Below are 24758 nucleotides of genomic sequence, written 5' to 3'. Positions count from 1 at the left end.
GCCGGACATGCTCGCGCACAGCCTGTCTCAGGTGGGTCATTGGCCGTGATACAGCCCTTCGCTGCGCAGCTCCTGGGCGGTGTCGAGTATGCATTGGCGCAGGATCTCGACGATCTCGTCGACCTGGGCATGGGTGATCACCAGCGGTGGCGACATCACGTTCAGGTGCATGATCGGCCGCACCAGCAGCCCCTTGGCCTGGGCTTTGCGGTGGATGCGCTCGCCGATGTTCACCGCGTCGTCGAACAGCGCCTTGCTGGCTTTGTCGGCCACGAACTCGACACAGGCCATCAGTTTCAGGCAGCGTACATCCCCCACCAACGGCAGGTCGCGTAGGCTAGCCAAGCGCTGCTCTAGGTAGCCACCCACGTCATTGACGTGGTCCAGCAGACGCTCGCGCTCGATGATCTCGATGTTCTTCAACGCTGCGGTACAGCACACCGGGTGGCCGCTGTAGGTGAAGCCGTGGGTGAAGCAGCGGCCTTTGCCTGGCTCGGCGATCACCTGCCAGATCCGCTCGGAGAAGATGCATGCCCCCAGCGGCAGGTAGGCCGAGGTCAGGCCCTTGGCGGTGGTGATGATGTCCGGTTGCACGCCGAAAAGCTCCTCGCTGGCGAAGAAGGTGCCCAGGCGCCCGAAGGAGGTCACCACTTCGTCGGCGACGAACAGGATGTCGTAGGTCTGGCACAGTTGCCACATGCGCAGGAAGTAGCCTTCGGGCGGGATGATCACCCCACCTGAGCCCATGATCGGCTCGGCGAAAAAGGCCGCGACGTTGTCCGGGCCCAGCGAGAGGATCTTGTCTTCGAACTCGGCCACCAGGAAGTCGAGAAACTCGGCCTGGTCCATGTCATCCGGGGCGCGGTAAGGGTTGGGGTTGGAGACATGGTGAATCAGCGGGTGTGCGTAATCGAACTCCGGCACCCGGTCGGCGGCCTTGTTGCCGATCGACATGGTCAGGGTGGTGGAGCCGTGGTAGGCGTTGTAGCGGGCGATGATGTGCTTCTTGTTCGGCTTGCCACGGCAGTTCTGGTAGTACTGGATCAGCCGGTAGGCGGTGTCCACCGCGGTCGAGCCGCCGGTGGTGAGAAACACATGGTTCAGGTCGCCGGGCGCCAGCTGGGCAAGCTTCTGGCTCAGCGCGATGGCCACGTCGTTGGCCATATCGGAGAACGGGTTGGAATAGGCCAGCTTGCGCACCTGGTCGGCGATGGCCAGGGCCATTTCCTCACGGCCCAGGCCGATGTTGGTGCACCACATGCCGCCCACGGCATCGAGGAAGCGGTTGCCCTCGGTGTCGCGGATATAGGCGCCCTCCCCGGCCACGATGTTCAACGCGCCTTGCTCACGGTGCTCGTCGAACATGTGATAGCCGTGCATGTAGTGGGCCTTGTCGGCCTCAACCAATGCGTCCTGGGCAGGTCTCGAAGCGAATGCTTTGCTGGGCATGGCCATAGGGCAGCTCCTTGGCAGAATACGAAGAAAAAGAACTCAGTAGCCGGTCTTGACCGTGCTCCACACCCGGGTGATGGCCCGCATGTCCCGAGGGGCTTGGGTCTTCTGGGCAAACAGCCGGCCACGGGTGGCGTCGTCGGGGTAGATGGCCGGGTTGTCGCGGATGTCCGCCTGCACCAAGGCCGTGGCGGCGCCATTGCTGTTGGCGTAGTGAATGTAATTGGTCACCTTGGCCATGGTCTGCGGCTGCAGCAGGAACTCGATGAAACGGTGCGCATTGGCCACGTGGGGCGCGTCCTTGGGCAGGTAGAGGTTGTCGAACCAGATCAGCGAGCCTTCCTTAGGAATGAAGAAATCCAAGGTGATGTTCTTTTTCGCCTCTTCGGCACGGGCCTGAGCGGTGGCGTAATCACCGGACCAGGTCAGGGCCATGCAGACATCCCCGTTGGGCAAACTGGTGAGGTAGTTCACCGAATCGAACTTCTTGATGTAGGGGCGGATGCCCATCAGCAGCTTCTCGGCGGCCTTCAGGTCAGCGGGTGCGGCGCTGTGCGGGTCCTTGCCCAGGTATTGCAGGGCCAGCGGTATGACTTCGCTGGGCGCGTCCATCAAGGTGACACCGCAATCGGCGAAGCGCGAGACGATCTTGGGATCGAACAGCATGGCCAGCGAGCCGATCGGCGCGTCGGGCATGCGTGCCTTGATCTTCTCGACGTTGTAGGTCACCCCGGAGCTGCCCCAGGTGTAAGGCGCCGAGTACTTCAAGCCTGGGTCGTAGCCTTGCAGCTCATCGACCACCTTGGCGTCGAGGTTGTGCCAACTGGGCAATTGACGCTTGTCCAGAGGCTGGAACACCCCCGCCTGGATCAAGGGCGGCACCAGGGAGGCATTGAGCATGACCAGATCGTAGCCAGAGCGGCCGGTGAGCAACTTGGTCTGCACGGTCTCATAGCCATCGAAAGTGTCGTAGATCACCTTGATGCCTGTGGCCTTCTCGAAATCGGCCAGGGTGGTTTCGCCGATATAGTCGGTCCAGTTGTACAACCGCAGCGTCTTGCTGGTGTCCTCTTGCGCCGCTTGCGTGGCGGTAGCGGCGCACGTCAGCAACAGACTGCCAATCACCTTCAGTGCCTTGCCCATAGCAACTCCATCGTGTGACTGCTCGGGATGAGCCGGTGGACCTACTATCGGGACAATCGGCGAAGGGGAACATACCCCGAATGTGTGGGTCACCTGGATTCTGGGGGCGCTGCGCGGCCCATCGCAGGCGTGGCACCGGTATTTTCATTCCCACCGCGAGTCGCGTAGAGTTTTTCCAAGCGACCAAGGGCTGCATCACTCATGGACAAATACACGCCGCGCCAGTGGCTCCCCCACGAAAAGCCCAGCCTGCCAGGTTCACCCTCCACCCCCCTGCACGCACCCGGCAAACGCCTGGCCTATGGCGCGGTCGGTCTTTTGGTGGCGATCACCGGTGGCCTGGGCAATGCCCTGGTCACGGCCAATCTGTCCTTCCTACAAGGTGCCCTGGGCGCGACCAGCGCCGAGATGGCCTGGCTGCCCGCCGCGTTCGTGATGACCAACGTCTCGATGAACCTGCTGCTGGTGAAGTTTCGTCAGCAGTTCGGCCTGCGTGCCTTCACCGAAGTGTTCCTGGTGCTCTACGCCCTGGTCACCTTCGCCCATTTGTTCGTCAACGACCTGAACTCGGCCATCGCGGTGCGCGCCGCCCATGGCATGGTCGGTGCGGCCCTGAGCTCGTTGGGTCTTTACTACATGATCCAGGCCTTCCCCGCCCAATGGCGACTCAAGGCCATGGTGTTGGGCCTTGGCGCCTCGCAACTGGCGGTGCCCCTGGCCCGGGTGTTTTCCGAAGACCTGTTGCAAATCGCCGAGTGGCGGGGCCTCTACATGTTCGAACTCGGCCTGGCGCTGGCCGCGCTGGGTTGCGTGCTGCAGCTCAAATTGCCACCGGGCGATCGCTTCAAGACCTTCGAACCTTTGGATTTTCTGACCTTCTCGCTGATGGCCAGCGGCACCGCCCTGCTCTGCGCCGTGCTTTCGCTCGGGCGCATCGACTGGTGGCTTGAGGCGCCCTGGATCGGCGTGGCCCTGGCGTCTTCCATCGCCCTGGTGTGCTCGGGCCTTGCCATCGAGCACAACCGCACCAACCCGTTGTTGATGACGCGCTGGCTGGGCAGTGGCGCGGTGGTGCGACTGGCCTTGTGCGTGGTGCTGATCCGCATGGTCACGTCCGAGCAATCCACCGGCGCGGTGGGCTTTCTGCAGGCCCTGAACATGAGCAGCGAGCAGATGCGCAGCCTGTACTGGATCATGCTGCTGGGCGCAGCCACGGGCCTTGCCACCAGCGCCCTGACCATCAACCCAGCGCACCTGGTCACACCGCTGTTCATCTCGCTGGCGGCGATGGCCACCGGGGCCTTCATGGATTCGAGTTCCAGCAACCTGACCCGGCCCGAGCAGATGTACCTGAGCCAGTTCCTGCTGGCCTTCGGCAGCACGTTCTTCCTCGGCCCATCCATGGCCCTGGGCATCAGTCACGTACGGGCCAACCCGCGCAACCTGGTGAGCTTCTCGGTGATGTTCGGGATCTGCAACAACCTCGGCGGGCTGATCGGTGCAGCGTTGCTCGGCACCTTCCAGACCGCGCGGGAGAAGTTCCACTCCAGCAACCTGGTCGAGCGCCTGAGTGCGCTCGAACCGCTGGTCAATGCCAGGGTCCAGGGCGGCGGTGCCGGTTACGCCGGTCTGATCGCCGACCCCGCCTTGCGCACCGAAGTCGGCACGCGTCTGTTGGCCAGTGCGGCGACCCGCGAGGCCAATATCCTGGCCTACAACGATGTGTTCATGCTCATCGGCGCCATTGCCGTGGCGACGATGATCTGGATTCTGATACGCAGCTACTGGCTGCGCCGCGCGGCGCAGCCGATTGCCTCCCCCGACACCTCCAGTGGCGCTTCGACCTGATGACCCAACCCACCCAGTCCACGACCACCACCGCCATCGCCGAAACCCCGGAGGGCACCGCCCCGCCCAGCGGGCCGGGCGATCAGACCCGCACGCGCCGTGTGCGCCTGCTTTCCTCACTCAGCTTCGCCTGCGTGGCGCTGGCCGGCATCCTACTGGTGCTCTATGCCTGGCGCTTGCCGCCGTTCAGCAGCGCCATCGAAAGCACCGAGAACGCCCTGGTCCGTGGCCAGGTGACGATCATCGGCCCACAACTGCCCGGCTATATCGTCGAGGTGCCGGTGCACGACTTCCAGTTCGTCAAACGCGGCGATTTGCTGGTGCGCCTGGATGATCGCATCTACACCCAGCGTCTGGCTCAAGCCATCGCTCAACTGCAACAGCAACAGGCGGCGCTGGCCAACAACCTGCAACAGCGCAAGAGCGCAGAGGCGGCCATCATCCAGCGCAAGGCCGCCATCCTCGATGCCACCGCCCAGGCCGACAAGGCCCAGGCGGACCTGCGCCGCAACCAGGCACTGGTCAGCGATGGCTCGGTGTCTCGCCGGGAACTGGACCTGAGCCGTGCCACCCACGCTGGCGCAGTCGCCAACCTGGAACAGGCCAAGGCGGCACTGGAAATCGCCCGGCAGGATAAAGAAACCGTGGTCGTCAACCGCGCAGCCCTGGAAGCGGCCGTGGCAAACGCCAAGGCCTCGGTCGAGCTGGCCCGCATCGACCTGGACAATACCCGCGTGACCGCGCCGCGCGACGGTCAGCTGGGGCAGATCGGTACGCGCCTGGGCGCCTATGTCAACTCAGGGGCACAGTTGATGGCGCTGGTGCCCGACACGTTGTGGGTCATCGCCAACATGAAGGAAACCCAGATGGCCCACGTGCGCATCGGTCAACCGGCCACCTTCACCGTCGATGCGCTCGACCACCTCGAGCTGCGGGGGCAAGTGCAACAGATCTCGCCGGCCACAGGCTCCGAGTTCGCCCTGTTGCAGGCCGACAACGCCACCGGCAACTTCGTGAAGATTGCCCAGCGCATTCCAGTGCGCATCACCGTCGATCCCGACCAGCCGGATGCCAAGCGGCTGCGGCCAGGGATGTCAGTGGTGGTGAGCATCGATACCCGCCAGTGATGCGCTTGCTCAAGGTGTCCAGTCCACAGCGTGGTCCTGCAAGTAGGTGTCCACCGCGGCGCCCACCGTGGGCTGGAAGATGTCGCTGCCGATGTGGCTCAGCACCTCGAGGCGCAGCAGCTTGTCCCTCACCGGGTCCTTGACCTCGGCAAAATGCAGCTCCACACCGGCCTCGCGCAGGGTCTGCTCAAGTTCCACGAGCATGTCGGCGGAGGTAACGTCCACGCTGGTCACCGGTTCCGCCGCGACCACCACCCGCCGCACCTCGCCGTCCGACCGGGCGACAGCTTCCAGCACGCAGCGCTGGAACAGCTCGGCATTGGCGAAGAACAGCGGCGCATCCCAGCGAAACAGCACCAGGCCCGGCACCCGGCGTGCATCGGGGTAGCGGGACACATCGTGGTAGCCGCGGATGCCATCGACCCGGCCCAGCACCGCATAGTGCGGCCGCCAGCCGTCCCAGAGAAACTCGATCACCGCGATGACCACCGCAAGGCCGATGCCCGGCACCGCACCAAACACCGCCACCCCGACGAAGCAGGTGATGGACAGCCAGAACTCCCAACGCTGGATGCGGTAGATCCGCGCCAGGTCCTTGAACTCGAACAACCCGATAGCCGCGGCGATCACCACCGCCGCCAGGGCGCTTTGCGGCAGGTGGCGCAACAGATCAGGCGCAAACAACAGCAACGCCGCCACGCCCAGGGCGCCGAACACACCCGCCAGCTGACTGCGCGCCCCCGCTGCCTCGGCCACCGGCGTGCGGGACGAACTGCTGCTGATGGGAATGCCCTGGAAGAACCCCGACGCCAGATTGGCCAGCCCCAGCCCGACCATTTCCTGGTTCGGGTCGACCTGGGCGCGGGTCTTGGCGGCGTAGGTGCGCGACAGCACGCTGGTGTCGGCAAACGACACCAACGCCACCGCCGCGCCACCGATGGCCACGGTGGCCAGGTCGTTGAAACCGATCAATGGCAACGCGAACCCTGGAAGGCCCTGGGGTAATGACCCGACCACCTTCACCGCGTGGGCGGCTTCCAGGCCCATCAGCCCGCAGATCCCAGTCGCGGCCACTACGGCGATCAGGATGCCCGGCAAGCGCTCCCAGCGCTTGAGCAGCAGAATGATCACCAGCGTACCCGCCCCCAGGGCGAAGGCATGCCAGTTGGCCTTGCCGTCCAGCAGGGCGTTGACCAATTGCAGGCTATCGCGCAGCGGCCCGGCGCTCTGCCCAGAGATGCCGAACAACTTGGGCGCCTGGCTGACCAGCACCGCCAAGGCGATGCCGTTCATGTAGCCATAACGGATCGGTTTGGACAGCAGCTCGGTGATGAAGCCCAGGCGCAACAGGCCCGCGCCGATGCAGATCAGCCCCGACACCAGCGCCATGGCCGCTGCCAGGGTGACCGCCCGCCCCGGGTCGCCCGCCGCCAAGGGCAACACCACGGCCAGGATGATCGGCACCAGCGCCGAGTCTGGGCCCAGCACCAGGATGCGGCTGGGCCCGAACAGGGCGTAGGCCAGCAAGGGCACGATCGTCGCGTACAGGCCGTGGATGCCCGGTACGCCGGACGCCTGCGCATAGGCTATGCCGACCGGCACCAGCATGGCGGTGAGCACCAGCCCTGCGACCAAGTCCTTGGGCAGCCATGCCATCGGGTACTGACGTACCACACGCAAGCCCGGTATCCAGCGCTGCAAGCCACGGTCGACCGGCTGCGCCGCATAGGCCAAGGGCTTTGGCGGTGGTGTCGAGGTGTCCATGCCCGCCTGGCCTCAGTATCGCTCGGAGACCATCTTGAACGGGTACGGCACCGCCTTGTACTTGCCGATCTTGCCGCGCTTGGGCAGGGCGATCTTCTGCTTGGCACTCAGGTCCTGGTAAGGGATCTGCTGCAGAAAGTGGCTGATGATGTTCAGTCGCGCCTTGCGCTTGTCTTCGGAGCGCGCCATGAACCACGGTGCCCAGGACGAATCGGAGGCTGCGAACATATCGTCGCGGGCGCGGGTGTAATCGTCCCATCGGGTGTAGGACTTGATGTCCATGGGCGAGAGCTTCCACAGCTTGCGGCCATCGTTGATGCGATCTTGCAAGCGGCGGGTCTGCTCCTCGGCGCTCACCTCCAGCCAGTATTTGATCAGGATGATCCCCGAGTCGACCATCATCCGCTCGAACAGCGGCACCACGGCGAGAAACTTGTGCGCCTGCTCTTCGGTGCAAAAGCCCATCACCCGTTCGACGCCGGCGCGGTTGTACCAACTGCGGTCGAAGATCACCACCTCGCCGGCTGCCGGCAAGTGGGTCAGGTAGCGCTGGGCATAGATCTGGGTTTTCTCGCGCTCGGTCGGCGCCGGTAGCGCCACCACACGAAAGACGCGAGGGCTGACCCGTTCAGTGAGTGCCTTGATCGTCCCGCCCTTGCCGGCGCCGTCGCGCCCCTCGAAGACCACGCACACCTTGAGCCCTTTGGCCACCACCCACTGCTGGAGTTTGACCAGTTCCACATGCAGGCGCTTGAGCTCTTGTTCGTAGGTTTTGCGTCCCAGTTTCTCCGGCAGCTCGTCCTTGTGCTTCTTGTTCACAGCCTTGGCCATCGCCTACTCCCCTCGCAAACCGTTGGTTGTCCCGGCAGCGCCGAGACGCCTGAGCCTGGCGCTTGAGTGCGGCAGGTCAGTGGAGTATGGATGAGCCATGGCACTTTGCCTGTGGGCAGGACAGGATGCCGCAGCCGGGGCTTATAGCCACCAGGCCAACACCGCTGGCAACCAGGCGAAAGACAGCACCGTCGAGCACATCACCAGGTTGGCTACCTGTTCGGGTGATCGATTGGCGCGCACCGCCAACAGATAGTTGAACACCGCCACCGGCATGGAAGACTGCACCACCAGCACCGCACGCTCCAACGATTCCAGCCCCAGCGCAGTACCCACGCCCCACCCCACTGCCGCCCCCAGCACGATGCGCAGACCACCCAGTAACAGGCCACTGCCCACGTGGTGCAGGCGGATGCTGGCCAGGGACACGCCCAAGGTGAGCAACATCAAGGGGATGGTCATGCCGCCGAGCAGGTCCGCGGTGTTGGCCAGCCAGCGCGGCAGCTCCAGGTCCAGGAAGATGATCGGCAGGGCCCCGGCCAGGCTGATCACGATCGGGTTGCGCAGCAGGGCCTTGAACGACGCGCTGGCCCCGGACATGGCGATGCCTAAGGTGAACTGGAAGATCGACAAGGTCAGAAAGAACGCCACCGCCAGCGCCAGGCCATGTTCGCCGAAGGCGTACAGGCTGATCGGCAAGCCCATGTTGCCGGTGTTGGGGAACATGAATGCCGGCATCAGCACGCGCCAATGCTGGCCCGAAGCGCGGCTGACGAGAAACCCGGCCAGCGCCATGCCCAACATGCACAGCACGCACGCGACGGCCATGCTGGTGAAGGCTGCGGGGTCCAGTTGCGTGCGGCTGAGGGTCGAGAGCACCAGTGATGGGGTGCCGACCGTCATGACGATGCGGGCGATGAATTCGGTGGGGTAGTCCAGACCACGGCGGGCCCAGCCATAGCCGATGCCGGCTACGATGAAGACAGGCGCCAGGACGGCGAACAGCGAAGCCAGCATGAAGCGGATCCCCCAGAAGTCGAAGCGACATTATGCGGTTTTCCTCCCAGAACGGTGAAAACGCGTTGGCCTATACCCGGTCCGGTGCGGCTTCTGGTCGCAGGGCCCGGCCACCGCCCAGGCTTTAGAATCGCGCCTCCTTTTCGCCCCCGGCCATGCCGTCATTGCAGACGGTTGAGCCGCACCTCGCTCGCACCGACAGCCAGGCATACCCGCGCAGCCCTTGCGCCCACCGAAAAGGCACACTTTCGGCGTTTTCCAACTAGAGGTAACTATGTCTCCGCGTTTGCTGGCCATGGCGCTGGCACCCCTGCTCGGGCTGTTCATCATTGCCCTGGGCAACGGCTTCCTGTCCTCCCTCACCACGTTGCGCCTGGGCTCGGCCGGCGAATCGGCCACCATGATCGGCATCGTCTCGTCGGCCTACTTCATCGGCCTGACACTCGGGGCGATCTTCAACGACCGGTTGATCCTGCGCATTGGTCATATCCGTGCCTACACCAGCTTCGCCTCGCTGATCGCCGCGACCATCCTGCTGCAGGGCCTTTTCTACGACACCACCTGGTGGTTCGCTTTGCGCCTGATCAACGGCTGGGCTGCGGTCGGTGTGTTCCTGGTCATCGAGAGCTGGCTGTTGCTGGCCGGCGATCCAAAGATACGTGGCCGTCTGCTGGCGCTGTACATGATCGCCTTCTACGGCGCCGGGGTCCTGGCCCAGGCGACGCTGGGCGAAGTCACCGGCTGGGGCGAGACCGCACCGTTCATGGTCGCCGGCATGCTCGCCACCCTGTCGGTGCTGCCGATCGTGATTCTGCCGCGGGTCTCGCCACTGCTCGATCAGGTCGAACCGCTCAAACCGCGCCAGCTCCTGGGCATCGCCCCGACCGGCTTGGTCGGCTGCTTTGGCTCGGGCGTGGCCATCGCCGGGATCTACGCCCTGCTGCCGCTGTACCTGCAACGCATCGGCCTGGACGTAGGCGAGGTGGGCAACATGATGGCCTGGGTGATCCTCGGCGCCATGTTGCTGCAATATCCTGTTGGGCGTTGGTCGGACCGCAAGGACCGGCAAAGCGTGCTGGTCGCCCTGGCGGCGATGTGCACCGTGCTGTCGGTGGTGATCGTTCTGCTGCCGGCTGAGTCGCAGTGGTTGCCAGCGATGCTGTTCTTGCTCGGCGGCGGCGTATTCGCCTTGTACCCGGTGGCGGTCAGCAGCGCGGCCGACCGTGCCCCGGCCGATGCGCTGGTGCCCATGATCCAAGGCCTGCTGCTGATCAACTCGCTGGGCTCGTCGATGGCCCCGCTGGCGATCTCTCCGGTGATGAACGTCTACGGCGAGACGGGGCTGTTCTGGGCCTTTGCGGTGATCAACCTGGCGATGGTGGGTTTCTTCCTGTGGCGCCGCGGCAAGCGCCCGGCCCCGGAACATCCCGCGCCCTTCGCGCCGACGGCCACCTTTTCGCCCACCGGCGCCGAGCTGCGGGTGACCGAGGAGCTGATGCATGCGGCCCAGGAGCATCCGCCGATGGGCGAGACAGCGAACGGGGAGACCCCTTCGTCGCGCACAGAACCCTCCTCCTGATGGGCTGACCGGGCAAGGCCCTGTGGGAGTGTCAGGCCGACGCTCCCACTTATCCCTTCTCCCCTTACCATCCGTCGCCTGAAGGGCACCCTGCCCCGTCTCCCATGGCCGAACGCAGGACAATCATCCCGACAGGAGATTCGCCATGGTTCGTTTCCAGCCCCTGTTCCTCGCCCTGTGCCTGGGCCTGACCACCACTGCCAGCCTGGCCGCCACCGATATGAACGGCACCGACACCCACCCCAAGGCCGACCACTCCTCCGGTGAGCATTCCCAAGGCACCATCGGGAGCCAAGGCAACAGCGTCAACGACCCTGATAGCACCCGCGATAACGACAGCACCGATACCAACTCCAGCTCTGACGTGCCCGACGGCACTACCGGAGGCTCCAATAACACCGGCGAGGCCACCGGCACCGGTGCAGGCGCCTCGGGCGGTGCCGCCGAGGATCAGGACAGCCGCTGAGCAGACGTTGGATTGGCCTGGAATAGATGCGGGGCCAAACCCGAGGATGGCAGGAGGTGCTGACCTGGATCGTGTGGGGGGTTCAACCGCCAAGAGGCCACCTCAGGGCCGCTCCGCAAGGGTCACCGCCAGTAGCGCGGGTCGTCCACCACCTGTTCATGGGCCTGGAACAACACCGGCAACTGCTCCTTGAGAAAATCCAGCCAGGTGCGGACCTTGGCGTCCAGGTAATGCCGCGACGGGTAGATCGCATAGATCTCCCGCTGACGCAGCCGATGGGGCGCGAGCAATCGGCACAGGCGGCCTTGCTCGATGGCCTGGGTAGCTGAGTAATACGGCAACAGGCCGATGCCCATGCCAAGCTCCGTCGCCTTGAGCATGGCGTCTGCCACATTGGTCAGGAAGGTGTCCTGGGGCACGATCACGCAAGGGTCTGCCCCTTCGAACGACCAGTCCTCCTCGAACAATGGGTCCACTGTGCGCAAGCACACATGTTGGTGCAGGTCTTCCGGGCGCTGAGGCACGCCATGACGTGCCAGGTAATCGGGCGAAGCGCAGAGAATGCTGTGGATGCTGCCCAGGGGGATGGCGATCAGTTGCGAGTCCGGCAGGCCCTGGCCGATGGCGATCACCACGTCCTGGCCGTCCGCCAGCGGGTCCGGGTTGCGCTGGGACAACGTGAGTTCCATGACCACTTCCGGGCAGGTGGCGTTGTAGCGGGCCACCAGCGGCATCATCAACAGCCCCAGACCATGAGTGCAATGCAGGCGCAATCGACCACGGGGGGTGAGGTGGGCTCCGCGTGCCTCGTCCATGGCTTCTTCGGTCAGCAGCATGATCTGCCGCGAGCGCTCGAGGAACCGCTCGCCCGCCTCGCTCATGCGCAGACGCCGGGTGGTGCGGTGCAGCAGGCGGGTCTGCAGCTGGTTTTCCAGTTCCGCGACGATCCTCGACACCTGTGCGGCAGAAATGTCCAGGGCGTTGGCGGCGGCGGCGAAACTGCCGCATTCCACAACCCGGGCGAAGGTTCGCATGGCGTGCAGCATGTCCATGATGTGTCTTTCCCTGTGACCTATTCGTGCATTCGAGGCAGGAATCTATCACGGATCAGAGTCTTTATTGGCGATACCCAAGAAACACATCATGAGTCAACGCCAAACGAGAACATCGCCATGAAACCTTCGATCGCCTTCTTCACCTTGTTCGCCGCTCTGGCTTCGTTCGGTGCCGTCGCCGATCCTGCCAACAGCCAGCCCGTAGCGGCCACCAGCGAGACCTATGAATACGGGATGCCCTTGGATGTGGCCAAGGTGATTTCCATCACCCCGGCGAGCAATGCGGCCGATTGCGCGGTGGGCACCGCCCATATGGTCTACATCGATCACCAGGGCCAGACCCACAAGGTCGACTACCGGGAAATGGGCAACTGTTCGCAGCTGTAACGGGAATTACGCCAGCAACTGCTCGATCCAGCGCACCTGTCGAGCCACTTCCTGGGCCTTTTGTGTCGGCACCGCCTGCCGGGCACGGGCGAAGTGGGCCATGACCCGTTGCTTGCGTTGCAGGTTCAGGCCCCATTTGGCCAGAAACGCAGGGCTGCGCTCCTGCATCAACAACGGCCCGAAATACAACTCCTCTGGGGAGTACGCTACCGCCTGACACGGTTCGGCCACGATGATCTCGTAGGTGAACTCGTTTTCCTCAAGCAACTCCTCGCAAACGATACGGTAGTCGTTTTCCATCAACCACTCGCGCAGGGTGCCTTCACGCACGTTCGGCTGCAGGATCAACCGCTCCTTGCCGCTCAGGCGATGCTTGCCCCGCTCGAGGATCTCGCGGATCTTCTCCCCGCCCATGCCACACAGGCTGATGGCGTCGATGCGATCCTGTGGCTCGATGGCTTCCAGACCGTCGGCCAGGCGCACGGTGATCGCCTGCTCCAGGCCGTTCTTGCGCACCTTGCGCTGGGCCGAGCGAAACGGCGTCATCGCCGCCTCGCCGGCCACGGCGGCTTCGATACGGCCACGCAGCATCAGCGCCACCGGCAAGTAGCCGTGGTCTGAGCCGATATCGGCCAGGCGTGCCCCAGCCGGCACATGGGCGGCCACGCGCTCCAGGCGCATCGACAATGTCTGTTCGTTCAACCCTTGCCCCTTTTCGCATCAATCGACCGGCGCCAGTGGCCGGTACGGGGCGCGATTCTGACGAGCAATGCCTGGCATTTCAAATACCGCCGACCAGAGCCACCGCTCGACCCGCCTGGGCCGCTCGCGTAGGCTTGCTGGTTTCCTTCCGTTGCAAGGCAAATACCCTCATGGCAAACGCAGACATCACCTTCATCCCGGACCCGGACCCGGAGTCCATTTCCTCCGACGTCGCGGATTTTCGCGGCCTGCTGGTCACCACCCAGATCCCGACCCGCGCCGACGGCAGCCTGGAGCTTGGCGGCATCGTCGAGCAGAGCGAATGCACACTCCGAGCGCTCAAGGACGCCCTGGAGCGCGCCGGCAGCTCCATGGACCGCGTACTGCACCTGACCATCTACCTGACCGACATGGCCGATCGCCCGGCGTTCAACGAGGTGTACCAGCGTTTCTTCGCCAAGCCTTGGCCTGTGCGCGCGGCGGTTGGCGTGGCGGCCCTGGCGGTCGAGGGGATGCGGGTGGAAGTCACGGCAATGGCAGCCAAGGCCTGAGCCGGTCCTCAAAGCTGGGCGTCATTAAAGCCCTGCCTCCCACACGGGTCGCGCCAGGCCCTGTGGGAGCGGGTTTACCCGCGAATGCGGTCGCGAAACCACCGACGCACCCGCGGATTGCCCAGCGCCCCACCACACGGGGCACGCCATCGGACAGCCGATGGATGCCCCCGGGCCATTTCACCGGTACAATGCGCGCCTTGAACGTGACAGCCCGACCCTAACGACATGTCCCTCCCAAAGAATCACCTGGAACTGCTCAGCCCCGCCCGTGACGTGGCCATCGCCCGCGAAGCGATCCTGCACGGCGCTGACGCCATCTATATCGGCGGCCCGAGCTTTGGCGCCCGCCACAACGCGTGCAACGAAGTCAGCGATATCGCCGAGCTGGTGGAGTTCGCCCACCGCTACCACGCGCGCGTCTTCACCACCATCAACACCATCCTGCATGACAACGAGCTCGAACCTGCCCGCCAGCTGATCCACCAGCTGTACGATGCAGGCGTCGATGCGCTGATCGTCCAGGATTTGGGGGTGATGGAGCTGGACATCCCACCGATCGAGCTGCACGCCAGCACCCAGACCGACATCCGCACCCTCGAGCGGGCCAAGTTCCTCGACCAGGCCGGCTTCTCCCAACTGGTCTTGGCACGCGAGCTGAACCTGCAGCAGATCCGCGCCATCGCCAGCGAAACCGACGCGGCCATCGAGTTCTTCATCCATGGCGCCCTGTGCGTGGCCTTCTCCGGCCAGTGCAACATCTCCCACGCCCAGACCGGGCGCAGCGCCAACCGTGGCGACTGCTCCCAGGCTTGCCGCCTGCCCTACACCCTCAAGGATGACCAGGGCCGCGTGGTAGCGTTCGAGAAGCACCTGCTATCGATGAAGGACAACAACCAGACCGCTAACCTGCGCGACTTGGTCGATGCCGGCGTGCGTTCGTTCAAGATCGAAGGCCGCTACAAGGACATGGGCTATGTGAAGAACATCACCGCCCACTATCGCAAGGAACTCGACGCCATCCTCGAGGACCGCCCGGACCTGGCCCGCGCCTCCAGCGGTCGCACCGAGCATTTCTTCGTGCCGGATCCGGACAAAACCTTCCACCGCGGCAGCACCGATTACTTCGTAACCGACCGCAAGATCGACATTGGCGCCTTCGACTCGCCCACCTTCACCGGCTTGCCGGTGGGCGTGGTGGAAAAAGTCGGCAAGCGCGACCTATACGTGGTCGCCGAGGTGCCGCTGACCAACGGCGACGGCCTCAACGTGCTGGTCAAGCGTGAGGTGGTGGGCTTTCGTGCCAACATCGCAGAACCCAAAGGTGAATTCGAAGAGGACGGCCAGAAGCGCTATCGCTACCGCGTCGAGCCCAACGAAATGCCCGAAGGCCTGCACAAGCTGCGCCCGAACCATCCGCTCTCGCGCAACCTGGACCACAACTGGCAACAGGCGCTGCAACGCACCTCCGCCGAACGTCGCGTGGGCGTCGAGTGGCACGCCGTGCTGCGCGAACAGCGCCTGGCGCTGACCGCCACCAGCGAAGAAGGCGTCAGCGTGCAGGTCGCCCTGGACGGCCCGTTCGGCGAAGCCAACAAGCCCCAGCAGGCCTTGGACCAATTGCATGATTTGCTCGGTCAACTGGGCACCACCCAGTACTACGCCCATGCCATCGAGCTGGACGCCCCGCAGGCGTACTTCATCCCCAACTCGCAGCTCAAGGCCCTGCGCCGCGAAGCCATCGAGGCGCTGACCGAGGCGCGGGTCAAGGCCCACCCCCGTGGCGGGCGCAAAGCCGAGACCACACCGCCACCGGTGTATCCGGAGGCGCATCTGTCGTTCTTGGCCAACGTCTACAACCAGAAGGCCCGCGACTTCTATCATCGTCACGGGGTCAAGCTGATCGATGCCGCCTTCGAGGCGCACGAAGAGCACGGCGAGGTGCCGGTGATGATCACCAAGCACTGCCTGCGCTTCTCCTTCAACCTGTGCCCCAAGCAGGCCAAGGGCGTCACCGGCGTACGCACCAAGGTCGCGCCGATGCAGCTGGTGCATGGCGATGAAGTGCTGACCCTGAAGTTCGACTGCAAGCCCTGCGAGATGCATGTGATCGGCAAGATGAAAGACCACATCATCGACCTGCCAAGCCCGGGCAGCGCCGTAGCCCAGGTGGTCGGACACATCAGCCCGGAAGACCTGCTCAAGACCATCCCGCGCGCACCGCACTGATGACGAAACCGGGGGCCCTGTGCCCCCTTTTTCTTGCCCGCTCACGACGCTTCGAAATTGGTACTGTGGTACACCAAATACCACTGTAAATGATAATACCTATCAGTTAAGATCCGCAGCTACCGCCCTCCCTAGGATCGTGCTGTCGATGCGTCGTGCGTTCGTTTCTCTCTGCCTGATTCCCGCTATTTCTCCCGTTGCCCTGGCCGACTCGCAGGCCTCGCCTGCTCTTGAGTTGCAAGCGGTCAACATCGATGCCACCAGCGACCTGGAGCGCGCCGACGGTCCGGTGATCGGCTACAAGGCTACGCGCTCAGCCAGTGCCACACGCACGGACACCGCGCTGCACGAGACGCCTCAATCGATCAGCGTGGTACCCAGCGATGTGCTGCAAGACACCGCCGCCACCCGCTTGCAGGATGGGCTGGACTATGCCGGTGGTGTGGGACGAGCCAACAACTTCGGCGGCCAGGGCCTGACCACCTTCACCGTGCGCGGCTTTACCACTGGCGAGTTCTACCGCAATGGTTTCCCCATCAACCGCGGCTACCCCAACGCGCCGGATGCCAACACCGTCGAGCGTCTGGAGATCCTGCGTGGCCCGGCGACCAGCCTGTACGGCCGTGGCGATCCCGGTGGCACGTTCAACGTGGTCAGCAAGCAGCCGCTGGCCGACCCCAAAGTCACCTTGGGCAGCCAGTTCGATGACCAAGGGATGCACCGCGCCACCCTCGATGCCACCGGTCCGCTCGACGAGGAAGGCCGCCTGGCCTACCGCCTGAACGTACTCGGCGAAGGCGGCGAGACCTTCCGCGACGACGTGCAGACCGAGCGCTACGACGTCGCACCCGTGCTCAGCTGGCAGGTCAACGACACCACGCGCATCGTCTTCGAAGGCGATTTCATGCGCAACAACCACCCTCTGGACCGCGGGCTGACACGCTTTGCCAATCAGCGCGACCGAGCTTCGTGCGATACCAACGTCTGGGAAAAAGGCTCCGACAACCTGCTGCACAACGACAACAACATGGCCCAGCTGCGCTTCGAGCATCAGCTCAACGAGGACTGGACCCTGGGCGGTGGCATGCAGTGGCTCGACGGCACGCTCAAGGGCAATGCGGTGGAAGCCAATGAACTGCAAGCCGATGGCCGTACCCTCGGGCGCAATTTCAGCTATCGGAAACTGCAATGGACCGATCGGGACTACCAGCTCAACCTGACCGGGCACTTTGAAACCGCAGGTTACGCCCATACCTTGCTGACCGGCATCGAATACGAAGACTACGACTACCAATCTATCATCCGGCGCTCGGCCAAAGGCAGCACGGCCTACCCGATCGACCTGTTCGATCCAGTCTTGGGCCAGCCACGCCCTGCCCTCACCCGCACCACTACCGACGACAAGGAAAACCTCAAGACCTGGGCAGCGTTCATCCAGGACCAGGTGGCCCTCACCGACCGCCTCAAGGCCCTGGCGGGCGTGCGTTTCGAGCGATTCGAACACCAGTACGACAACTACCTGCCGGGCGCTGCTGACTGGACCGCCGCCGATAACGCCGTCACCCCTCGTCTGGGTCTGATGTACGACCTGACCGACACGCTCGCCGTCTACGCCAACACCGCCCGCTCGTTCAAGCCCAATAGCGGTGCCAGCCGGCAAGGCCAGGGCTTCGACCCGGAAAAAGGCAAATCGTACGAGGTGGGTGTGAAGTGGGAGGCGTTGGATCGCCAGTTGAGCGTCGATGCGGCGATCTACCACATCGTCAAGGAAAACGTCCTGGCCAACGACCCGCTGGACCCCACCGGCACCTACAAGGTGGCCGCCGGCAAAGTACGCAGCCGCGGCCTGGACATCACCGTGGCCGGCAATCTCACCCCCGAGTGGCGGATGATCGGTGGCTATGCCTACGTCGATGCCGAAGTGACCAAGGACACCAGCCTGCCGACCGGCACCCGCCTGGCCAACATTCCGCGCAACAGCTTCAGCCTGCTCAACACCTATGAGTTCCAGGACGGTGGCCTCAAAGGGCTGGGCCTGGGCATGGGCGTGAAGTACGTGGACGACCGCGCCGGCCAGACCGCGCCGCAGACCTACACCATGGAGCAGTACACCGTGGTCGACCTGCTGAGCTTCTATCAGGTCAACGAGCACGTACGACTGAACTTGGACCTGAAGAACCTGTTCAACAAGGAATACGACGAAGGCGCCTTCAACAACTACGTCTACCCCGGTGCGCCACGTACCGTGCAGGCCGGCGTAAGCTACACCTTCTGATCGAGCGGTTCCCTCATCTGCAGTAGCGCACGTTATCGACAGGATCGGTTCGAGCCGCGAAGGGGCCGCGAAGCGGCCCCCCATCACGCTGCCGACGGCTTACAGCAAGCCCAAACCCCGCGCCGTGCGGTCCACGGCACTCTTGGTCTTGGCCACCAGCTCATCGATATCGCCACGGCTGGCGACCAAGGCCGGGGCCATGATCATCCGGCCTAGGGTCGACCGGATGATGACGCCTTCCTCGAAACCATAGGTCCGGCACTGCCAGGCCAGGTCGTTCTCGTTGGCGTAGCGCTTGCGGGTGGCCTTGTCCTCGGCGAACTGCAACGCCGCGACCAGGCCGGCGCCCTGGATCTCGCCAATCAGCGGGTGATCACCGAACACCTCGCGCAAGCAACGCTGCAGGTACGGGCCGGTGTCGTCCTTGACCTGACGCACGATGCCTTCATCGCGCAGGGCCTTGAGGTTGGCGATGGCCACGGCCGCCGCCACCGGGTGACCGGAGTAGGTCAGGCCGTGGGCGAACACCCCGCCGCGCTCCACCAGTGCCTCGGCGATGCGCTTGCTCAGCACCAGGCCGCCCATGGGCACGTAGCCAGAGGTCAGGCCCTTGGCGATGGACAGGGTGTCCGGCTGGAAGCCGAAGTGCTGATGGGCGAACCACTCGCCGGTACGACCAAAGCCACCGATCACTTCGTCGGCGCACAGCAGCACGTCGTACTGGCGGCAAATGCGCTGGATTTCCGGCCAGTAGCTCTCTGGCGGGAAGATCATGCCGCCGGCGCCCTGGAACGGTTCGGCGATAAAACCTGCAACGTTCTCGGCGCCCAGTTCGAGGATCTTTTCCTCCAGTTGCAGGGCGCAGCGACGACCGAACTCGGCAGGGGTCAGATCGCCGCCTTCGGCGTACCAGTACGGCTCGTCGATGTGCGCGACATCCGGGATCAGCCCGCCCATCTCGTGCATGAACTTCATGCCGCCCAGGGCCGTGGCGGCCAGGGTCGAGCCGTGATAGCCGTTCCAGCGGCCGATCATGATCTTCTTCTCAGGCTTGCCCATCACCTGCCAGTAGCGGCGCACGGTGCGGATCAGCACTTCGTTGGATTCGGAGCCGGAGTTGGTGTAGATGGCATGGCTGTAGTGCCCCGGCAGCAGGCTGAACAGCAGTTCGGACAACTCGATCACCGCCGGATGGGTGGTGTGGAAGAACATGTTGTAGTACGGCAACTGGTCCATCTGTGCGGCGGCGGCAGCGGTCAGGTCCTTGCGGCCATAGCCCAGCTGGGTGCACCACAGGCCGGACATGCCGTCCAGGTAGCGCTTGCCGTCGTTGTCCCACAGGTGCAGACCTTCACCCCGCACGATGACCCGCGGGCCTTCGGCGTTCAGCGCCTTCTGGTCGAGGAAGGCATGGATGTGGTGGGCGGCATCGGCGTTCTGGTAGTCGCGGGTTTCGCGTTGTGGCTGGAAAGGTGCGTTCATTGTTGTTCTCCGTAGAAATATCAGCGCAGCTGGAACCAGGTGGTTTTCAGTTGGGTGTACTTGTCGAACGAATGCAGCGAGAGGTCGCGGCCGAAGCCGGACTGGCGGCCGCCACCGAACGGCACCACCACATCCAAGGCATCGACGGTGTTGACCGACACGGTGCCTGCCTTCAGACGCCGGGCCACACGGTGGGCGCGGTTGAGGTCATCGCTCCATACCGAGGCGGCCAGGCCATAGATGCTGTCATTGGCCAGGCGCAGGGCCTGCTCTTCGTCCTCGAAGGTGCTGACCGCCAGCACCGGGCCGAAGACCTCCTGGCGGGCCAACGCCATGTCGGCGCTCACGCCGGTGAATATCGTCGGTGCGATGAAGTTGTCCGAGCCGTTGATGCTCAGGCGCTGGCCACCGCACAGTAGACGTGCGCCGTCGGCCTTGGCTTGGTCGATGGCCGCTCTGATGCGTGCGCTTTGCCCGGCATCGACGATGGCCCCGGCGCGGCTGGCCGGATCCAAGGGGTCGCCCGGCATCCAGTCGCGGGCTTTGGCCAGCAAGCGTTCGACGAACTCGTCGTGGATCGAGCGCTGCACGTAGAGGCGCGAGTTGGCCGAACAGACTTCGCCTTGGTTGAAGAAGATGCCGAAGGCTGCCTTGTCCGCCGCCAGGTCCAGGTCGCGGCAGTCCTCGAACACCAGGTTCGGGCTCTTGCCGCCACATTCGAGCCAGACCTGCTTGAGGTTCGATTGCGCCGAGTACTGCATGAAGTACTTGCCCACCTGCGTGGAGCCTGTGAACACCAGGCAGTCCACATCCGGGTGCAGGCCCAGGGCTTTACCGGCCTGCTCGCCAAGGCCTGTCACCACGTTGAGCACCCCTTCCGGCAGGCCGGCCTCCAAGGCCAGTTCAGCCAGGCGCAGGGCAGAGAACGGCGACTGCTCGGCGGGCTTTAACACCACGCTGTTGCCGGCCGCCAAGGCCGGCGCGACTTTCCAGGCGGCCATGTCCAAGGGGAAGTTCCAGGGCACCACCGCCCCCACCACCCCAAGGGCTTCGCGGGTGACGGTGGCCAGCGCGTTGCCTGCGGTCGGCGCCACCTGGTCGTAAAGCTTGTCCAGGGCCTCGCCATACCACGCAAAGACGTGCGCCGCACCCGGTACATCGATGGTGTAGGCGTCCATGACCGGTTTGCCCATGTTCAGCGAATCGAGCAGGGCCAGTTCCTCGCGGTGGGCCAGCATCAACTCGGCCAGGCGCAGCAGGATGCGTTTGCGGGCCGTGGGCGCCATGCGGGCCCAGGGGCCTTGCTCGAAGGCCCGACGGGCAGAGCGCACCGCCTGATCGACCTCAAGCTCGCCACAGGCGGCAACCTTGGCCAATAGCTGGTTAGTGGCCGGGTTGATGGCCTCGAAGGTCGCGCCCGAGCAGGCAGCCACGCGGCGGCCGTCGATCAACGCGGTGTCGATGAAGCTTTGTTGCGCAGCGCGCTGCTGCCAATCGCTCAATGTATGCACGCAGGACTCCCTTGCGACCGCCTGGGCGGCCGCTGGTTATGGTTGTAGGTGGGGTGATGCGGTAGGCCGGTCAGCGCCTTCGCAGGTAACTTTCCAGCGGATCCTTGCTCAAGCCTTCCTGAGCCTGGGCCAACGAATCGATGAACAACGAGAACAGCTCGGACTGCTTGGCGATGTCCAGCTTGGTGTAGAGGTTCTTGCGGTGGGTCTTGACCGTGTCTTCGCTGATACCCAACCGTTCCGACAGCGAGCGGGTCGAGTGGCCGCGCAGCAAGTATTGGGCGACCCGGCATTCGCGCTCGGTCAGCAGGGAGGAACCGAAATTGTTCAGGGCGGCGTTGATCTGCCGGCCCAGGGCGCTTTCGAAGCGTCCGCCCAGGCTGTCGGCATCCAGCTGGCCCCAGTGCCGGCGCACGACCGCCACCACCCACGGGGCGATGCGTTTGAGGTCGGTGACCTGCGCCGCGCTCAGGCGCCGGGTGCTGCCCAGGGCCACGGCGATGGTCAGTTGCGCATCGAGCGGGACGATGTAGTTGAGTTCGTCCTCAAGGTGCGCGTGCTGGTAGAACGACAGGTAGTACTCGCTGCGCTTGAAGTGGTCCGGTGCCACGTCGCTCAGGCGATAGCAGCCAGGGGCCAGCCCTTCCATGCAGGCGCGGTAGAACGGGCACAGCAGGTAATAACCTTCGAGGTACTTCTGCACGTTGCCTTCAGGCAACCAAGGGCCCTCTTCGTCTTTCTCGAACAAAGCCGAAGGCAGACCTTTGCGTGGGTAGAGGAACACTGTGATGGCCTGGCATTGGGCCAGGCAGTTGAGCGCGCCGAACAGCGCTTCGACGAAGCCTGGCGTGCCGATGGCCTCGATGACACGGGCCATCTGCTCGTACCAGTCGGGCGATTTCAGCTGGTCTTTGCTCATGTCTCAGGTCCCCGCCAGGGTTGTTGTACGTGTTCGTGGCTGGCTGGGATTGTTTCACGCACTGACCAGGGCGACCATCACCCTTCGGGGTGAGCTGCCGTTCGTACCGCCGCAGTGAACGCATCCCTCGGCCCACGAACCTAATGCCAGGCAAGCCAACCCGTCTCGGAGGCCAGTCATGGCAGATCCCAAGCAGCCCAATGATCCCGATCCCTATGTGGACAACATCCCTCACAATCCCGGAGAACCGGTGCCACCACCGGAGAAGGAGGCCCCCGACTGGCCGGAAGGCCAGGTCCCCCCAGAAGAGCAGTCCGATGGCTGAGCGCCGTATCGGCCCATTCGCGGGTAAACGGCCAAGCCCCACAGGACCGTTGGTCGCAGGTCCTGCACGAAAAACCGATCGCACTCGTCCCATCAAGGCTCTCAATCCATGAGAGGTGCGGCAACGGCTTCGCCTCCACTCCTGTGTTCGGCCCGCGTTTCTGGCGGGCCCTTTTTTCGAACCCGAGGAGGTCACCATGCACACCACATTGCAGATGGGCGGCGGCAACGTCCAGGACGACTGGCCAGAACTCAACCCTGATCAGCGCAACGACCGCGCCGATGATCCCGATACCGATCCGGACCTGGAAGACGACGGCAACCGCCCCGGCGTTCCAGCCAGCGACCCTGAATCGGGAGCCTGAACGTACACGGGGCAAGCCTGTGTCCCTGCAGGTGCAGGAATGCAGACTTGCCCCGCATGGATCAGCCGCAGGTCAGGCGGTCGCCGCGTCTTCCTGGGTTGAACCAACCTCAGGTTGACCCTGGCCATCGCCTGGGCCCGACCGCGGTACGAAGGCCGGTCCGCTGCCCGAAAGTCGCCAGCTCACGTCACTCAGGCCATAGCGCTCGGCCATGGGCCGGCTTACCTTGCGGATCTTCTCTCGGCCGAACTTCGGAATGATCCCCACCCCAGCATCGCAGCTTGCCCAATGCCAGGCCTCGGCGTTGTCCATGCGCTCCAGACGGATGATGAAACTGCGCGGCTGGCCATGCAGCCGGTAGTCGATGATGTACAGCTGTGGGGTTGGCATCGTAGGGGCCCTCCTCTTCTCCATGGATGACATCCAGATGGATCAAGGTTTTGCGCGAAGATTCAAAAGATTGTCGAACAATTCGAATGAGTGGCCCGATACCTGAATCTTGCTAGGCGCTCGGTGCGGCGCCAGGCACCAGAATGACCTTTCGGCAACGCTCCTGCTGCTCATCGAACATTTCGTAGCCGCGCACCGCCTCTTCCAACGCCAGGCGATGGGTGACGATGGCTGAAGGGTCGAGCCGCCCCGCTTCGATGTGCTCGAGCAGCTCAGGCAGATAGCGCTGCACGTGGGTCTGCCCCATGCGGAAGGTCAACCCCTTGTCGAAGGCATCGCCGAACAGAAAACCGTGGATGAAGCCGGCATAGACACCCGGTACGCTCACTACGCCCCCTCGACGCACCGCCGCCATGCTCTGGCGCAGCGCCTTGCCACTGCTGCCTTCGAGTTTCAGCGCGGTGAGCACGGTCTCGGTGGTGCTGCCCTTGGCCTCGAAGCCCACCGCGTCGATGACCCCATCCACGCCACGCATGCCCGCGGTCTGGCGGATGATAGTGTCGGCCGGGTCGTCATCGTGGGTGTAGTCGATCGGAATCACGCCATAGGCCTGGCGTGCGTACTCCAGCCGATAACCGCAGCCATCGACCATGAAGATCTGCTCGACGCCCAGCAGACGTGCGCAAGCCGCCGACAGCAGGCCCACCGGCCCCGCCCCGTAGATGGCCAGGGACGCGCCCTGCCCGACCTCGGCGTTGAGAACCGCCTGCCAGGCCGTCGGCAGGATGTCCGAAAGAAACAGCACCTTATCGTCCGCCAACTGCCCCGGCACCTTGAACGGCCCGACATTGGCCTTGGGCACCCGTACGTAGTCGGCCTGGCCACCGGCCACACCGCCATAGAGGTGGCTGTAGCCGAACAAGGCCGCCCCCGGTGGAATGCTCTTTTTGTTGAGGATGGCGCCGCGTCCGGTATTGGTGGTCTCGCAGGCCGCGAACAAATCATGCTGGCAGAAGAAGCAGCTGCCGCAGGCGATCACGAAGGGAATCACCACCCGGTCGCCGGGACGCACAGCGGTCACCTCGCTGCCGACCTCCTCGACAATGCCCATGAATTCGTGGCCCAGAATGTCACCGGACTCCATCGCCGGGACTTTGCCATGATAAAGGTGCAGGTCTGAGCCACAGATTGCCGTGGCGGTCACCCGCAGCACGATGTCGTCGTTCTGCTCGATGACCGGGTCCGGTACGGTGTCGACCCGAACGTCTCCGGCGCCGTGGTAAGTGAGTGCGCGCATGCTTCAATCTCCCATCAGAACAGGAACGACCCTGGGCAAGCGGC

The 24758-nt window shown here is 64.2% G+C and carries 22 protein-coding genes; 10 read left to right on the top strand and 12 right to left on the bottom strand.

All coding sequences use genetic code 11. The features are described 5' to 3' along the window. Positions 1-36: 36 nt before the first annotated feature. Both AB1N67_RS11600 and AB1N67_RS11595 read right to left on the bottom strand, forming a co-directional pair. Positions 37-1455, bottom strand: coding sequence for an aminotransferase (locus AB1N67_RS11600; RefSeq protein WP_102081690.1), 1419 nt, complete (start codon positions 1453-1455; stop codon positions 37-39). 36 nt (positions 1456-1491) lie between these two features. Continuing rightward, the gene (locus AB1N67_RS11595) at positions 1492-2595 is read right to left on the bottom strand and encodes a polyamine ABC transporter substrate-binding protein (RefSeq protein WP_182819017.1); all 1104 of its coding nucleotides are present in this window, start codon (positions 2593-2595) and stop codon (positions 1492-1494) included. A 201-nt stretch (positions 2596-2796) separates the two neighbouring features. Between AB1N67_RS11595 and AB1N67_RS11590 the strand changes: the two genes are divergently transcribed. Both AB1N67_RS11590 and AB1N67_RS11585 read left to right on the top strand, forming a co-directional pair. Then, positions 2797-4443, top strand: coding sequence for an MFS transporter (locus AB1N67_RS11590; protein ID WP_070573788.1), 1647 nt, complete (start codon positions 2797-2799; stop codon positions 4441-4443). Next, on the top strand, positions 4443-5570 hold the full coding sequence (locus AB1N67_RS11585; protein WP_367863829.1) for an HlyD family secretion protein: 1128 nt from the start codon (positions 4443-4445) through the stop codon (positions 5568-5570). The genes AB1N67_RS11590 and AB1N67_RS11585 overlap by 1 nt, the downstream gene beginning before the upstream one ends. 9 nt (positions 5571-5579) lie before the next feature. Here the strand turns inward: AB1N67_RS11585 and AB1N67_RS11580 are convergent, their stop codons facing one another. The 3 genes from AB1N67_RS11580 to AB1N67_RS11570 all read right to left on the bottom strand — a co-directional run bounded on the left by AB1N67_RS11580 (position 5580) and on the right by AB1N67_RS11570 (position 9182). After that, positions 5580-7334 carry a SulP family inorganic anion transporter gene (locus tag AB1N67_RS11580; protein WP_102081693.1) on the bottom strand — a complete coding sequence of 585 codons (1755 nt, stop codon included), beginning with the start codon at positions 7332-7334 and terminating at the stop codon, positions 5580-5582. A 12-nt stretch (positions 7335-7346) separates the two neighbouring features. After that, positions 7347-8165 carry a polyphosphate kinase 2 gene (ppk2, locus tag AB1N67_RS11575; protein ID WP_070573793.1) on the bottom strand — a complete coding sequence of 273 codons (819 nt, stop codon included), beginning with the start codon at positions 8163-8165 and terminating at the stop codon, positions 7347-7349. Between the two features lie 141 nt (positions 8166-8306). Next, positions 8307-9182, bottom strand: coding sequence for an AEC family transporter (locus AB1N67_RS11570; protein ID WP_070573796.1), 876 nt, complete (start codon positions 9180-9182; stop codon positions 8307-8309). A 274-nt stretch (positions 9183-9456) separates the two neighbouring features. Between AB1N67_RS11570 and AB1N67_RS11565 the strand changes: the two genes are divergently transcribed. Further along, positions 9457-10761 carry an MFS transporter gene (locus AB1N67_RS11565; protein ID WP_043210748.1) on the top strand — a complete coding sequence of 435 codons (1305 nt, stop codon included), beginning with the start codon at positions 9457-9459 and terminating at the stop codon, positions 10759-10761. A gap of 145 nt (positions 10762-10906) precedes the next feature. Beyond that, the gene (locus AB1N67_RS11560; RefSeq protein ID WP_367863828.1) at positions 10907-11227 is read left to right on the top strand and encodes a hypothetical protein; all 321 of its coding nucleotides are present in this window, start codon (positions 10907-10909) and stop codon (positions 11225-11227) included. A gap of 122 nt (positions 11228-11349) precedes the next feature. Here AB1N67_RS11560 and AB1N67_RS11555 read toward each other — a convergent pair whose 3' ends face one another. Continuing rightward, the gene (locus AB1N67_RS11555; protein ID WP_043213317.1) at positions 11350-12279 is read right to left on the bottom strand and encodes a LysR family transcriptional regulator; all 930 of its coding nucleotides are present in this window, start codon (positions 12277-12279) and stop codon (positions 11350-11352) included. 120 nt (positions 12280-12399) lie between these two features. Here AB1N67_RS11555 and AB1N67_RS11550 point away from each other — a divergent pair, with 120 nt between their 5' ends. Continuing rightward, a complete protein-coding gene (locus AB1N67_RS11550; protein ID WP_043213319.1) occupies positions 12400-12669 on the top strand; it encodes a DUF2790 domain-containing protein in 270 nt (89 codons plus the stop codon). Between the two features lie 6 nt (positions 12670-12675). Here the strand turns inward: AB1N67_RS11550 and AB1N67_RS11545 are convergent, their stop codons facing one another. Continuing rightward, positions 12676-13371, bottom strand: coding sequence for a tRNA (adenine(22)-N(1))-methyltransferase TrmK (locus AB1N67_RS11545; RefSeq protein ID WP_232092021.1), 696 nt, complete (start codon positions 13369-13371; stop codon positions 12676-12678). Between the two features lie 170 nt (positions 13372-13541). Here AB1N67_RS11545 and AB1N67_RS11540 point away from each other — a divergent pair, with 170 nt between their 5' ends. From AB1N67_RS11540 to AB1N67_RS11530, 3 genes are all read left to right on the top strand, one after another. Continuing rightward, positions 13542-13922, top strand: coding sequence for a RidA family protein (locus tag AB1N67_RS11540; RefSeq protein WP_182819011.1), 381 nt, complete (start codon positions 13542-13544; stop codon positions 13920-13922). Positions 13923-14150: 228 nt separating this feature from the next. After that, on the top strand, positions 14151-16151 hold the full coding sequence (locus tag AB1N67_RS11535) for a U32 family peptidase (RefSeq protein WP_367863827.1): 2001 nt from the start codon (positions 14151-14153) through the stop codon (positions 16149-16151). Positions 16152-16299: 148 nt separating this feature from the next. Further along, the gene (locus tag AB1N67_RS11530; RefSeq protein WP_367863826.1) at positions 16300-18426 is read left to right on the top strand and encodes a TonB-dependent siderophore receptor; all 2127 of its coding nucleotides are present in this window, start codon (positions 16300-16302) and stop codon (positions 18424-18426) included. A 99-nt stretch (positions 18427-18525) separates the two neighbouring features. Here the strand turns inward: AB1N67_RS11530 and AB1N67_RS11525 are convergent, their stop codons facing one another. The 3 genes from AB1N67_RS11525 to AB1N67_RS11515 all read right to left on the bottom strand — a co-directional run bounded on the left by AB1N67_RS11525 (position 18526) and on the right by AB1N67_RS11515 (position 22338). Beyond that, positions 18526-19908, bottom strand: a complete 1383-nt coding sequence (locus tag AB1N67_RS11525; RefSeq protein WP_043213329.1) for an aspartate aminotransferase family protein — start codon at positions 19906-19908, stop codon at positions 18526-18528. A gap of 20 nt (positions 19909-19928) precedes the next feature. Next, entirely contained in the window at positions 19929-21419 is a 1491-nt protein-coding gene (locus AB1N67_RS11520) for an aldehyde dehydrogenase (RefSeq protein WP_367863825.1), read from the bottom strand. A gap of 70 nt (positions 21420-21489) precedes the next feature. After that, a complete protein-coding gene (locus AB1N67_RS11515; RefSeq protein WP_043213333.1) occupies positions 21490-22338 on the bottom strand; it encodes a helix-turn-helix transcriptional regulator in 849 nt (282 codons plus the stop codon). 178 nt (positions 22339-22516) lie between these two features. Here AB1N67_RS11515 and AB1N67_RS11510 point away from each other — a divergent pair, with 178 nt between their 5' ends. Then, complete coding sequence (locus AB1N67_RS11510; RefSeq protein ID WP_167358054.1) at positions 22517-22663, top strand: hypothetical protein; 147 nt, start codon at positions 22517-22519, stop codon at positions 22661-22663. 196 nt (positions 22664-22859) lie between these two features. Continuing rightward, positions 22860-23027: a hypothetical protein gene (locus tag AB1N67_RS11505; protein WP_167358052.1), complete on the top strand. Its 168-nt coding sequence runs from the start codon at positions 22860-22862 to the stop codon at positions 23025-23027. 72 nt (positions 23028-23099) lie between these two features. On the opposite strand, the gene AB1N67_RS11500 is transcribed toward AB1N67_RS11505, so the two are convergent. Further along, positions 23100-23417: a DUF6555 family protein gene (locus tag AB1N67_RS11500; RefSeq protein ID WP_232092022.1), complete on the bottom strand. Its 318-nt coding sequence runs from the start codon at positions 23415-23417 to the stop codon at positions 23100-23102. 112 nt (positions 23418-23529) lie between these two features. Continuing rightward, on the bottom strand, positions 23530-24714 hold the full coding sequence (locus tag AB1N67_RS11495) for a zinc-dependent alcohol dehydrogenase (RefSeq protein WP_043213335.1): 1185 nt from the start codon (positions 24712-24714) through the stop codon (positions 23530-23532). Positions 24715-24758: the final 44 nt, after the last annotated feature.

The organism is Pseudomonas guariconensis (assembly GCF_040822035.1).
In the GTDB taxonomy this organism is placed as follows: domain Bacteria; phylum Pseudomonadota; class Gammaproteobacteria; order Pseudomonadales; family Pseudomonadaceae; genus Aquipseudomonas; species Aquipseudomonas guariconensis.
Note: the sequence above shows the minus strand (reverse complement) of the source record. Positions and strands in the feature narration are given on the sequence as shown.